Raw genomic sequence first — 13,818 nt, forward strand, 5'->3', positions numbered from 1 at the left:
AAGCATGGCTCAAGATGCACTTCACCGTGCGCTTACGAATGAGTAGCGTCAATTGGGGCATAGCACGTCGCGTCGGAGCACGTCGCACAACTATTGGAGCATGCCAGATTCATGTTTTGATTCTCGGTTGCAACTCGTCTTCGACTCCCTGCCGTTTTCGTTTTGTTGTGCCCTTAACAGGGCGTGGCCCACCCATTTAACTATCCCGGGGCGGCGCTCTGCGGCATTGGCCGCGGCGCTTTGCCCCGGGCTGTCATGTCTTGGCCTTTCAGTCCAGGAAGAAGAACAAAACCCACGATGGGGGACGCGTACGCATGCCGTTGTTGGACATTTGATGTTGGAGCTACCCCGAGCCGTCGCTGTGCGACGTTCGTCGCGGCGTTTTGCTCCGGGCTGACTTGTTTTGGCTTTTCAGGCCGAGTGATTGCGAGTGGGAATTCCGCTTATTGAGGGTGCGATTCTTAAACTGCAATCAATGGCTGATCGCCTGCAGATACCGCTCTGCCGAGGATTTGACGGCGGTTTTTCCATTCCGCTCGATGACCATATCCCAGAACGCGCCGTAGATTCGATCATACGGAAACGGCTCTACTGCGTTCACGATTTGCTGGATTGCTGCAGGGCCAAGGGGAATGTGATTGGGATAGCTGTACATGAAACTGACACTCTTCCTGTCCGCGACGACCTGGATGATATCCCCGGAGAGAAGGACTCCCCTCCCTTCTGCGCCGGCTCCCCAGTGAAGGACGGATCCCCCGGCGAAGTGTCCGCCGCAACGAATGAGCGTCAGCCCTTCGAGCAGTGGCCGGGTCTCTCCCTGCCAGAAGTGGATGCAGTCGTCGGGTCGCATGACCCACTGTCGGTCGGCTGCGTGCAGATAGACCGGAATGTTCCCGAACTCGCGGCTCCACTCCACAACATTGGAGTAGTAGTGCGGGTGCGAAATCGCGATTGCCGCCAGCCCTCCCATGGCGTTGAGCATTTCCACGAGCGCGCCGTCGAGCAGGGGGATGCAGTCCCAGAGGACGTTTCCGTGCGGTGTGCGGAGAAAGAACGCTCGCTGCCCGATCCCGAATTGAGGCTCGATGCCGATACTGATCAACCCCGGCTCTTCGAGCTTGATCGTGGTGTGATGTGATTGCCGTAGTTCGGACGCCGTGGTCCACCGCTGGCCCGACTTCTTCACGTACTGCCGCTCATCAGTGCAGATCAGACAGGACTCAGGGGGCTGCCGTGTCTCGACGTACTGCGTGCCGCACGTGGAACAGATGTAATTAGGCATTTTTCGTCCTTTCGAGACTGTCAGACGCGAACGACGAGACTCTATCCCGAAACGGAGGGTCCGGCGAGCCAAACAGGGGGTGGGGGGGCAGCGTTATGCTCGCCTCCAACTCAAGACACTACAGAATTCAACGAGCGACTCAGTGAACCAACTGCGCGAGACACGGTTTTCGGAATGAGCAGATTCCTGCCACATCCCTCACGTACAGATGACCCAACCGTTCTCGCCCAGAGAGTCTCAGACGGCGTTCGGAGGATTGGAAACGACAACTTGCGACAACACTTCTTAATGCTATGATCGACTGAATCTTGCGGAGGAATTGAAAAGGGTCACCACCGCTTACTGACCTGCGCGACCGTTCCTCAGGGGAGAGAACTGCGAAGATCCGACAGAAGACCGCGGCCCTGTCGCGGATGACGATGCAGTTGCGAAGTTGGAGGTGCTCTGAAGTGGCGCCGGACAGTGCGTTGGTGAGGATCTGGCGATCGGACGGCGTGAACGGATCGAGCCGATGTTGTCCCGAAGAGGGACCCTGACGCAGGGTGGCAATCTGTTGCCGCCTGTACCATGGGAATCATAAAATGTTTTATGCAAAAGGATTACGAAGAGAACCAGCACTCCGTCCCGCCCGAAAACGGTCTCACCGATTAGATGCTCAAGGTGCTCAACATGCTCAAGCTGAGCATCTAATTGAAAATGCCTGAAAACAGGGGTTTGGTCAATAAGGTGCTCAAGGTGCTCAACCGCGTGCAGCGCGCATTTCACTGGCGGGGTTGAAGCGATTCGCGGGGGGGGGCGTGGCGGGTGCCGTGTCAAAATCGGTAGGGAAGGACGACACTGGCAAATGCGTTTTACGGAGACATGCTTGGCCATTCCAGGACAGAAACGCTCTGCCGGTAGATGAAACGGTTCGCGGCGTTGGGGGGCGGCTTGAATTCCGGCCGCGCCACGTGAAACTGGAAAGGGATTGGGATCTCCTTACCCTGCCAAGTGATGCGTTGTGGTTTGTCAGCGGGATTTGGCCGCGACAGCATTCGCATGACCGCTGCGGACTTGCTAGACTGTGGGACGTTTCCGTTATTTTTCATTCAAGGAAATCGAGTTTCAGGACATGACCGACCGTCGCAACTTATTCAATAAAGTGTGGGATCTCCATTCCGTTCGTTCGCTTGCCGGAGGGCAGACGCAACTGTTCATCGGACTTCATCTGATCCATGAAGTGACGAGCCCTCAGGCGTTTTCAATCCTGCGTGACCGCGGGCTGAAGGTTCCCTATCCTGAACGGACACTGGCGACGGTCGACCACATCATTCCTACTGACGTGCAGTCTCGTCCGTTCGCGGACGGCCTGGCCGAAGAAATGATGTCGGCGATTGAGAAGAACTGCCGCGAGTTCGGCATTCGTCTGTTCGATCTCAAAGATAAACGACAAGGTGTTGTGCACATCGTCGGTCCCGAACAGGGGTTGACTCAACCGGGCATGACGATCGCCTGCGGTGACAGTCACACCAGCACGCACGGGGCATTTGGATCGATCGCCTTCGGTATTGGAACCAGTCAGGTTGCCGATGTCCTCGCAACGCAGACGCTGGCACTCAGCCGTCCCAAGGTGCGAAAGATCGAAGTGACCGGAAAACTTCGCCCCGGGGTCTTCGCCAAAGACGTGATCCTGCACATCATTCGCAAGCTCGGCGTGCAGGGTGGTGTCGGCTACGCCTATGAGTACGCCGGCGAAGTCTTCGATCGCATGTCGATGGAAGAGCGAATGACCGTCTGCAATATGAGTATCGAAGGGGGAGCCCGGTGCGGTTACATCAACCCGGACCAGACCACCGTCGACTACATCAAGGGGCGTCCATTCGCTCCTGCCGGTGCTGATTTCGAGCGAGCGGCCGCCTGGTGGTTGAGTCTCGCATCACCGAAAGATGCCGAATTCGATGACTACGTGACGTTTAACGGTTCCGAAATCGAACCGACCGTCACGTGGGGCATCAACCCAGCTCAGTCGGTCGGAATTAACGAGACCTTGCCCGCCGTGTCGTCGTTCAGTTCGGACGATCAGAAGGGGATCAAGGACGCCTATGAGTACATGGATCTGAAAGAGCAGCAGCCGATTCGCGGCGTCAAGATTGACGTCGCCTTCATCGGTTCGTGCACCAACGGTCGAATTTCCGACCTGCGGGAAGCGGCAGCGATCGCCAAGGGTCGTAAAGTGGCCCCCGGCGTGAAGGCACTTGTGGTTCCGGGATCGCAGGTCGTTCGTGAACAGGCGATTCAGGAAGGCCTGGACAAGATCTTCGAGAACGCGGGATTCCAGTGGCGCGAAGCGGGCTGCTCGATGTGCCTCGCCATGAACCCGGACAAGCTGCAGGGTCGTGAAGTCTGTGCCTCGTCGAGTAACCGTAATTTCAAGGGTCGCCAGGGAAGTCCGACCGGGCGTACCTTATTGATGAGCCCCGCGATGGTTGCCGCAGCCGCCATCGCTGGCTCGGTCAGTGACGTGCGAGAACTTCTGTAACAGTCGGTTCGCACCAGAGATTCGGCCAGGGTTCCACTGGTCCTGGCCAGTGGAACTTTGTCCCCAATTATCCCTTCTGATGCGATGACGGACGGGAACGACAGACAGAGTATTGGATTACAGCTCGTGGTTGAAATCGTAGTTCGCAAGGGCGGACGATTTCCAAAGGAAGAGAGATCACATGACACAGCCCGGAATGGACCGCCGAGAGTTTCAGCAACTGAGTCTGGCAGCACTTTGCGGAGTGGTCGCGGGTGTGAACCTGGGCTGCAGCAATGGTGGGGGAGGAGCGGGAACTCCGGCAGCAGCCCCAGCCGCTCCCGGCGCGGCGGCAGCAGCAAACCAGATCAACCTGACTCCTGAAGCAGAAGCGTTGATCATGGACGAGCCGCACACGTGTCGCGGCTTGAACTCATGTAAGGGACTGGGCCGCGACAAGGAGAATGCCTGTGCCGGACAGGGGACCTGCGCGAGTGTGGCCGACTCCGTTTGCGGTGGCCACAACGATTGCAAAGGCCAAGGAGGCTGCGGAGAGAATCCCGGGATGAATTCCTGCAAGGGCCAGGGGGGCTGTCATATCCCGCTGATGTCATCCGCCTGGGAAACAGCGCGCACAGCCTTTGAAGCGGCGATGAAGAAAAACGGAAAAGAATTCGGTGCGGCACCGGCCGCAGCGAAGTAGTGGACCGCTCTGGAATCGGGAACGAGTGTGAGATCGTCGCCAGCAAGTCCTCGTAACTGCGATGTCTCACACTCACCAGGCGGGCCCTGCTGCGAAGCGATTTCGATCGGCGGGATACGAAACCCGGGGTGCGGAATGGGAATGTAGCGACGTGGACGACCGGGTCCCCCTGCCCCGTTTCCGATGCGGCCGATGCAGTGTCCCGCCAGGTCCTGAGGGATTGAAACTGCCACCTGTTGCGAACGACGTGTTTTCCGTATGATACCGCTTCGTCTGAGGGCGGAACGAACGAGGACGTGGGTGTCATCTGGCCGGAGTCTGATTGTGACGACAAGATTGCAATGCCTTCTGCTGAGCCTGTCGATCGGCTTGTGCCTCGCAGTCAATGAGTCCGCGGCCCAGGGCCCTGCGGCGCCCCCCGTGATCCCTCCTGCCAATTCCGCACAGCAGTCGCGCCCGTTTTATGTTGAAGGCGCGGTTGTTGTTGCCCTGATGGCTGCCGCGGGATACGCAGTCTGTCGATCAAGCCGCCGGGTCTAGACCACACCGTTCAATGCCAGCTCGCGACAATTGCCGAATCGTTATCACCGGGATCGGTTTGTGTACCCCGTATGGCCCTGACCGCAAATCGACGTGGCAGGGGATGCTGTCGGGAAAGAGTGTCACTCGCTGGCTCTCCCCCCCGCACTGGCCGAGCGAGCAACCTCGTCTGGCAGGAGCCCCGGTGCGGTTTCCCGAGACACGATTATTTCGTCATCACGAACCGCTGATCGAATTGGCCCTGACGACGGCTCATGAAAGTCTGATCGACGCGGGACTCGATTCGGTCAGTCTCGACCGCTATGAAACAGGCGTTGTGTTTGGAACGAGCAAAGGAGGCCTCCACACCTACACTCAGTTGCTGGGACAACCGTATGATCTCGAAGCTGATCTCGCACGAGGTGATCTCCCCGCAAATCCTGGTGAATGGCTGGACGTCCTTCCTAACCGCGCGGCGGTCGTCCTACGTCAGATGATCGGTGGCTACGGTCCCGTGCTATGCCCAGTGATGGCGTGTGCAACGGGACTTGCGGCCTGCCTGCGCGGTGCGGAACTGATCCGAAACGGTGACTGTGACCTTGTGTTGGCCGGCAGTGCGGATGCCTCGCTGCAGCCCGCCCTGCTCGGCTCGTTCCGCAGACTCGGCGTTCTATCGCGGGAACTCGACGATCCCGCGTCAGCGTGTCGCCCTTATGACCATCGGAGAAGTGGATTTGTCGTGGGAGAAGGAGCCGCCTGCCTAATCCTTGAGCGACTTGATCTGGCTCTGGAACGAGGGGCCACTTACTACGCCGAATGGCGTGAGGGACAGATCCTGTCCGACGCCAACAGCCTGACACAACTTGAGACGACCGGATCGTCACTGAAACGACTCTTGTCTGATTTAAGTCGTCGGACCCGTATCCCGGACTACATCAACCTGCATGGAACCGGAACAGCGACAAACGACGTTGTGGAGTGCCGGGCGATTCGGGAAGTCTTCGGCGATGCCTCGCGGCGAATCCAGTGTTCGAGCCTGAAAGGGGGGATGGGGCATCTTTTAGGGGCGGCGGGAAGTGTCGAACTGGCAGCGACGGCACTCGCAATTCATGATCAGATGATTCCTCCGACAGTGAATCTGGAAGAGCAGGACGAGGATTGCCGACTCAACTTGACTCCGCAGAAGGCTCGAAAGTGGGACATCAATCAGGCATGGAAGGTCTCCATGGGATTCGGAGGCCACCTGGCGGGGGTCTGCCTGTCACGGCCGGAGTCTCCGCAATAATCAGGCAAGGACGATCGGTGCCAGATCGATTCGACGGAATGTTCGGCTCTTCCCGTGCTGAAATTCGTGTAGATGCAATTTCCAACCTGTGCTAAAAGCCTGTTTCGGCGGGCACACCAACTGAAACCACATTCATTCAGTTTCCTCAGTACGAACTCGGATCCCTCAAGGCTCGTTCAATTCAGTACGGCTGGACGGTGTCTGCGGGGTTGCTGATGCCGGCTCATTTCGTCACGGAAGACGCTCTATGTTCCGCAATCACTTGCCATTTCTGACGTGCCTTGTGTTTAGCGTTGGTCTTGCGATTGGTTTTTCCTGGAGCCGAGGATACATCCCCCTCGCCATCGCACCTGCGAAGACTGGCACACTGGGGATTGAAGTTGCGCAGCGGGAACCACTGCCGCTCCCGAATCGTTCTCCCTCGAGTAAACGCCGCGCCGCACAAGAGAAAGTCGAATCCGTCGACGAAAGTGAAGACGAATCGATCGTCTTCGAACAACAGTCAGAACCTGATCTGGATTCCACCATCGCTGTGACCAGACAGACGGAGGAAAAGGATTACTCACAGGTGATTCCCGTCGCGCGTCAGGAAGAGCCCGAGCAGGTCGCGTCACGTGAACCTGCCGCCTTGACTCTACCAGACTCGGATCAAGGGGAGCCCTTGGTTGAGAACTCAAAACCGATCCGGCTGCTGAAGAAGGGGACAGGCCAGCCGGTCCCGGAGTCGAGTCCGAAGCCACGCAAGGGGGCGCAGCCGCGGCGTGTGGTGAGCGCTGCGGCTCATCAAACCCCCGCAGATCCCCCGAGTGAGTCTGACAGTACGACCGAGGATGCCCAGGGGGGAGTGTCAGAACAGTTAGCAGCGGCGGAAGAAAAGCTTGCCGCGGGAGAAGTCCTGGCAGCTCATCGCATACTGTCAAAACTGTACTGGAACCACCAGGAGCTCCGTCCACAACTTCAGGAAAAGATTGACGCTGCTGCGAAGTCCATCTTTTTCGACAGCCAGCCGCACTTCATCGAACCCTATGTGATTCAATCGGGCGACCGGCTGGAGGTGATCGCAAAGAAGTATCAACTGTCGTGGGAATACCTCGCAAAGCTCAATCGAACTGAACCGAGACGCATTCAGATTGGCCAAAAGCTCAAAGTGCTGAAGGGGCCCTTCGCCGCCGTCGTCGAACTGAACCGCTTTGAGTTGATCGTGCATTTGCAGGGGTACTATGTGAAGCGCTACATGGTCTGCACGGGTAAAGACAATTCCTCGCCCGTGGGCAAGTTCACCGTTCTGAACAAGGTGGTGAATCCTCCGTACACCGGCCCGGATGGAAAAGTGATTGCTGCTGACGATCCCTCTAATCCGCTGGGCGAACGCTGGATCGACCTCGGTGACAGCTATGGGATCCACGGGACGATCGATCCCGGATCGATCGGAAAGGCCGAGTCACGTGGTTGTATTCGACTTGGGGACGAAGACGTGATCGAAGTCTATAACTTCCTCGTCAAAGGTTCGGAAGTCGTGATTCGAAAGTAGCCGCACGACAAAGGTGAAAACGGTTCGGCCCGCGCCGCAGATCGGCTCCGCAATCACCATCGGCAGACCTTCTTGGACTGAAAATGGGCGAGCCCCCCAGACGACTGATGCGCGTGAGTTGCAACTGCGGTCCCGCTGGCCGAGAAGAACAGGTGAACAACCGCTGACACGGCAGTTGACATGCGAGAATATGACTCTGCTCGCCCCACCTGAATGTTGATTTCATCGCTGCGGCCTTGGACTGTTTGGTGTTGTTTTCAGCCTCAGAACTGGCCACACTACAGATCAGCAAATGTTGATTTGCATTGCGAAGTGACAGGTCGCTTCTGGCGAACACGCCATAAGTGCCTCCCTAAAATGAACCCCTGAATAATTCGGTGCGAAACGGTCTGACCGGGCTTTCTGTGAAAGGAGAGTTCCCGGCGAGGATCTCATTCACGCTTCCGGAATGAGGAACCGACTCAGGTCGCCCGCGCTGGTCATTCAGCCTTCAAAAACAGGACGCGCAGATGTCGAAGTGTCAGCAGATCCATCGACGTGACTGCCTGAAAGCAGGCGGCCTCAGCTTACTTGGGCTGGACCTGCCGAGCTGGTTTCATCTGAGACAGGCGATGGCAGAAGAGCGGGCCATCGGCAATCGTCCACGGGCCAAGGCCTGTATCTTTCTGTTCATGTGGGGGGGACCTGCCCATCAGGACACATGGGACATGAAACCCACTGCCCCGGTCGAATACCGTGGCGAGTTTCGGCCGATTGACACGAATGTCCCGGGCCTGCAAATCTGCGAGCATCTTCCGCTGCTGGCCCAGCGGGCGGACAAGCTCGCCGTTATCCGGTCGATGACCCATGACGACGTCGATCATACTTCCGCGACTCACTATCCTCTCACCGGACGAAGAACGCCTCGACGCGGCGCCGGGTTAGGCGAAGATTGGCCGAGTATTGGGTCTGTCGTATCAAAACTGGGTCGTGGTACGGGCCCTCTTCCCTCGTTTATTTCCATGATGCCCGTCGTCCCGAATGGTGCACCGCGATTCGTTGAATCATCGCATGGGCAGGGGGCTGGCTGGCTCGGTCCGACCTTCGATCCGATGCGGATCGATGCGGACGGGAGCAAACCCGACTACAAAGTCGGCGACTTCGAACTGTTGGCCGACGTACCGAGCACTCGCTCATCACTGCGCCGAGAATTGCTGGGCGTAATGGACGAACGAGACGGCCAGATCGAAAGCAACGAGCTCGTCCAGGCGACTCGCAGCCACTACGAACGGGCATTCACCCTGCTTTCGTCCAAGGGAGCCGTCGAGGCCTTCGATCTGTCACAAGAACCGGCCTCCGTTCGAGAACGATATGGAATGAACGTGCATGGACAATCGGTCCTTCAGGCACGGAGACTCGTCGAAGCAGGCGTCCCCTTCGTCACCGTGTTCTGGCCCAACGACGGACTGACCAATGTCAGCGTTTACTGGGACACTCACAACAGAAACTTTATTGACCTGAAAACGAGACTTTGCCCCGTGACAGACCAGGCCTTCAGTGCCCTGCTCGACGACCTGCAGGAGCGGGGCATGCTGGACGAAACACTGATTGTCTGGACGGGAGAAATGGGGCGGACCCCTCGGATCGGTCAGGGAGTCGTCGGAGGAGCGGGAGCCGGAGCGGACGGACGCGACCACTGGGCAAGTTGCTTTACGTCCGTCCTCGCTGGGGGAGGGGTCCGGGGAGGGACCGTGTATGGTTCGAGCGACCGGTTTGCCGCGTATCCTGCCTCCAACCCAACGGCACCACAGGACCTGGTGGCGACCATTTATCACAGCTTGGGAATCGATCCTCATCTTCAGCTTCGAGACAGCCTGGGCCGGCCGCTCACGATTTGCGATGGATCGCCGATCGCCCCGATTCTGGCGTGATCGCCTGGAGCGATGCCCTGCTCTGGCGGTTAATTTCTGGACGTGCGGAGAACAATACGTCGGACGGCAGGATCGGCCCCCTGACCCGATTAGGGGCCGGCACATGACGGTGTCCGGAAGTGCGAAAGCGGTGGTGGCGATCTTGCCACGCACCGCTTTGTGAAGAGCATTACGCTCGTGGATGAAGGGATAGAAAATCATTCGTCGTAGACACGGACCTGGACCTTACCGTCTGCAGTGATCCAGCCGCGGTAGAGTCCTTCGCTGTTTCGAGCCGTCGTAAACTTTCCATCTTTATCGAGAACGATGGCGGCCCCTTCGGCATTGATGTCTTTCAACTGCCGGTTGATGACGTCTTCGACCGCCTCTTTTGCCGAGACTTTCTTGTACTTGATCTGAGCCACAATTTCGTGGGAGACGGAATAACGGATGAAAAACTCGCCATGTCCCGTGCAGGAAATCGCTGCCGTTTCGTTGTCCGCGTAGGTACCGGCACCAATGATCGGGGAATCGCCGATTCGACCGAACATTTTGTTCGTCATTCCCCCTGTAGACGTGCCGGCAGCCAGATTCCCGTCCTTGTCGAGTGCCACAGCCCCCACGGTACCGTAATGGGGCTTGGCGATCGGGATCTCCAGTGCGTCCGAGGCATCGCCTGATTGCTTCTTCGCTTCGGCTTCTTTCTTCCAGACGTCCTGAATGGCTTTCCATTGGAACTCGGTCCAGAAATAGGCGGGGTCGACGATTTCGAGTCCCTGCCGGGTGGCAAAAACTTCTGCACCTCGGCCAATGAGCATGACGTGCTTCGACTTTTCCATGACCGCCCGGGCAGCCGAGATGGGATTCTTGACGATGGTGACACTGGCGACCGCCCCCGCTTTTTTCGTCTTGCCATCCATAATCGACGAATCGAGTTCGTTTCGTCCCTCATGGGTGAAGACGGCTCCCTTTCCGGCATTCAGCACCGGATCGTCTTCCATGACTCGGATGGCGGCTTCGACGGCGTCCAGTCCTGATCCACCTGCATCCAGCTTGGCTTTCCCTGCTTTCAAGGCGGCATGCAGTGCGGCACGCACCTTTTCCTCGAGTTCAGGCGTCATGTCCTTTTTGTCTTCGCCAATCCCGCCGTGAATCCCCAGCACGACGTTGGGAGTGACTTCATCGACCGCGGAAGCACCGTTCGTTGCCGCGAGCATTCCCATACCCATTCCCAAAGCGAGAAACCATCGAATCATCTCGGCACCTTGCACGAAAAGTCACTTTCGGAGAGGCGTTCCATTACGCCAACCGCAATGAGCGACACGAGTATACCAACGGCACACGAGAACCGCATTTCCTCATCGAACTGCACTGCCCGGGCGTTTCCGAATCCAAAGCAATCCTCGCGACCCCGGCAGACCACCTCTCACCAGAGTACAAACCTGCAACAAAGGCCTCAGAGCCGACCAGCCGCGTTGCCGCTTGCTCAATCCCCGTCCTCGGCAGAGGGGGATTACGATGAGATTGACCACGCAGGTTTCCAGAAACGAAGAATCAGGCGTTCCGGAGCTTGAGGGAATCACCTTGATCTTGACCTAATTGGACCAATAGGTAAGCTTCCGCCGCATTCGACCGGCAGGACTCGCAGGTTGCGACGATTCGCCGCCGCTTCTGGCGCACATTTGTCGCTGTTCCAAGGAGGGAACATCATGAAAGGTTGGCTTTCCAACGCCGTCATTGGGGTCTACCTCACGGCGATTTTCGCAGGACTCGGCGCGCAAACGATGAACTTTGCGTCGACTGCGCACCCTGTCATGTACTACTTTGTGTGGGACATGTTCTGTGGTTGGTCGTCGCATGAAATTCGCTATCACGTAGTCGGTGAGGGTGAAAGCGGCACCTTATACGAACTGGCTCCGGGTCCGTGGAAGCAGTTCATGCCGTATGGGGACTTGCCCCGAACGCACTACGATGTGTTGGGAAATTCCCATCGCAAAATGGCTCTCAACGCACTTGCACGCACCGAACACGAGCCAATTCACCGAATCGTCGTAATCGAAGAGGTCTGGGCGAAGAAGTACAACATGTCCGACTACTCGTGGTACAAGCGCTATGACGAACCACGAGAACCCTTCAGCTACTTCTGGCAGCGCTCTGAAATGAACGAATTTGGCGACGTGATCAGCAACGTCCCCGATTATCTATCGTACCTGCGGACCAGCACCGTTGCGGACAATCCACGGTTGATCCGGGATCTGCATCAGGGCCGCGATCATTATGTGCTCACACCACATCAGCGATTGTCTTCCGAAGCAGTAGACTACTAATCACGTCATCAGGCAAAAACAGAGATTCATTCCGTATCGTCCCGACGCGAAATCCGTTGAGCAGCCCAGTTTTTCATGATGCTTGGAGGATTGGGGGCGTCCCTGACTCAAGCACTCGCATCCGCCGAATTCGTCGGGACAGGCAAGATCAGTCGTCAGTGTGGGCAAGAGCACCACGCTGCCTGCGTTGACAGTTGACCGAGCTGAACGAAGCACGAGCGGTCAAGCAGGGGCATTTATAGAAGAGGTCGTACAAATGATGAGTACCGAGAAAGCCGCTGATCGGATTCGAAAGTTTTTCTACGCAGAGGAGGTCCCCTTCGGACTGGCACTGTGTCGCATTTGTTTGCCGCTGGTACTGATGGGCATGGTCCTGCCGCGATGGTCTGTCTGTCGCGAGCTTTATTCCGCCGATGGAGCGACCGCTCAGGTTTCCGTCGGATTCGGCTATATCGACATGCTGCCGGAATTCTCGGGCACCGTCGTCGCGGCACTGTACGCGATGCTGATTTTCTCGCTGGTGACACTCAGCATCGGCTGGTGCTCAAGAGCGTCCGCCGTGGTCTCCTGCGTTCTGATGACCTACTTCAGTATGCTGGACTGCGTCAGTACGATGACGAAGTACACCGCGATGGTCACGCATATGCTGCTAATCCTTTCGCTTTCTCAGGCCGGTTCGATCTGGTCCGTCGACGCCTGGATGGCTCGCCGACGCCAGAACCTGGATCCCACAAAACCCAGGTTCGCGTACCCTAAGTCTGCCGCCTGGCCACGCCGGCTGATGCAGTTTCACATTGCAGTCGTCTACTTTGGTGCGGGCGTTACCAAACTTCACACCCCGGCGTTCTTCACGGGAGATCAGTTGCAGTACTGGATGTTGACACATCTCAACTACCAACACCGGTTGGGAGAAATTCTTGCCGGCTATCCGGTAATGCTCGTCGCGTTTGGTTATGTCACGGTCGTCTTCGAACTGATGTTCATCTTCTGTTCGTGGAAAAGCTACTGGCGACATATCGTGCTGCCCATCGGGGTGCTGTTTCACTTTATGACGACCCTGACCCTGGGCCTGCTGATGTTCCCGATGGTCTGCTACTGCACCTACATGGCCTTCATCGATGAAGACGATGTCCAACAATCAAGTGCCTGGCTGCGACGAAAGATCCGTCACTCAAGCTGGCTGAAGGTTGCCCAGCAGAAGCTCATCGAAATTCGGTCTGCGATGGGAAGTCGCCCGGAATGGAAATCTTCTGCACGTATCGTCTTCGCAACCGCATTCCCGTTGGTCGCATTGGCCGGAATTCAGATCGAACACCAGTTCGATCCCTATGGAGAACGTCGTCCGGAAGGGCGTTATCAGTTAACCGCGATCGAGCCTGAACGAGCTCGCCAGCTTCTGGCCCCGGTGACACCACAGCGTGATTTTGACAAGTTCTTCGCTGTCGACATGGGCACGTTCCTTGTCAGCGACATCGTTGCCAATCGACGAACGTCATTCCGACAGGGCGAAAACATGATCGCCCAATGCAGTCTGATCCCGCCCCACGAAGACCTGGTCATCGATTGCAAGATTCGTGATGAAGAGAACCGGATCGTCGACAAAAAGCGAGAAATCGCCACACGGGAAATGTTCCGGGTCAATATGTACTTCTCGATTCCCAATGAACTTCGGCCGGGGGATTACACCCTGAACATCGAGACGGCAGGTCGCCCGGTGATCAAGAAGAAATTCCAGGTCCTTCCAAAATACGGAACCGTCGCCTCACGGTAAAAGAACGAACGACT

Annotated in this window: 9 protein-coding genes; 7 read left to right on the top strand and 2 right to left on the bottom strand. The window is 57.3% G+C overall.

Annotation, left to right across the window (positions count from 1 at the left end; translation table 11 throughout):
- Positions 1-472: 472 nt before the first annotated feature.
- Positions 473-1,282 (bottom strand): MBL fold metallo-hydrolase, encoded by an 810-nt coding sequence (locus ACGY09_RS02180; protein ID WP_397570298.1) that lies wholly within the window; start codon positions 1,280-1,282, stop codon positions 473-475.
- Between the two features lie 1,111 nt (positions 1,283-2,393).
- On the opposite strand from ACGY09_RS02180, the gene leuC reads away from it, so the two are divergent.
- From leuC to ACGY09_RS02205, 5 genes are all read left to right on the top strand, one after another.
- Positions 2,394-3,800 carry a 3-isopropylmalate dehydratase large subunit gene (gene leuC / locus ACGY09_RS02185; RefSeq protein ID WP_397570299.1) on the top strand — a complete coding sequence of 469 codons (1,407 nt, stop codon included), beginning with the start codon at positions 2,394-2,396 and terminating at the stop codon, positions 3,798-3,800.
- A 181-nt stretch (positions 3,801-3,981) separates the two neighbouring features.
- Positions 3,982-4,482, top strand: a complete 501-nt coding sequence (locus ACGY09_RS02190) for a hypothetical protein (protein ID WP_373651724.1) — start codon at positions 3,982-3,984, stop codon at positions 4,480-4,482.
- 553 nt (positions 4,483-5,035) lie between these two features.
- Positions 5,036-6,286, top strand: a complete 1,251-nt coding sequence (locus tag ACGY09_RS02195; RefSeq protein WP_397570300.1) for a beta-ketoacyl-[acyl-carrier-protein] synthase family protein — start codon at positions 5,036-5,038, stop codon at positions 6,284-6,286.
- Between the two features lie 247 nt (positions 6,287-6,533).
- Positions 6,534-7,817, top strand: a complete 1,284-nt coding sequence (locus ACGY09_RS02200) for a L,D-transpeptidase family protein (RefSeq protein ID WP_397570301.1) — start codon at positions 6,534-6,536, stop codon at positions 7,815-7,817.
- A 509-nt stretch (positions 7,818-8,326) separates the two neighbouring features.
- Entirely contained in the window at positions 8,327-9,727 is a 1,401-nt protein-coding gene (locus tag ACGY09_RS02205) for a DUF1501 domain-containing protein (RefSeq protein ID WP_397570302.1), read from the top strand.
- Positions 9,728-9,924: 197 nt separating this feature from the next.
- Here the strand turns inward: ACGY09_RS02205 and ACGY09_RS02210 are convergent, their stop codons facing one another.
- A complete protein-coding gene (locus ACGY09_RS02210; protein WP_397570303.1) occupies positions 9,925-10,962 on the bottom strand; it encodes an isoaspartyl peptidase/L-asparaginase family protein in 1,038 nt (345 codons plus the stop codon).
- A gap of 453 nt (positions 10,963-11,415) precedes the next feature.
- On the opposite strand from ACGY09_RS02210, the gene ACGY09_RS02215 reads away from it, so the two are divergent.
- The gene (locus tag ACGY09_RS02215) at positions 11,416-12,033 is read left to right on the top strand and encodes a hypothetical protein (protein ID WP_397570304.1); all 618 of its coding nucleotides are present in this window, start codon (positions 11,416-11,418) and stop codon (positions 12,031-12,033) included.
- Positions 12,034-12,289: 256 nt separating this feature from the next.
- A complete protein-coding gene (locus ACGY09_RS02220; RefSeq protein WP_397570305.1) occupies positions 12,290-13,804 on the top strand; it encodes an HTTM domain-containing protein in 1,515 nt (504 codons plus the stop codon).
- The last annotated feature ends 14 nt before the right edge of the window (positions 13,805-13,818 follow it).

Source organism: Schlesneria sphaerica (assembly GCF_044336245.1).
Lineage (GTDB): Bacteria > Planctomycetota > Planctomycetia > Planctomycetales > Planctomycetaceae > Schlesneria > Schlesneria sphaerica.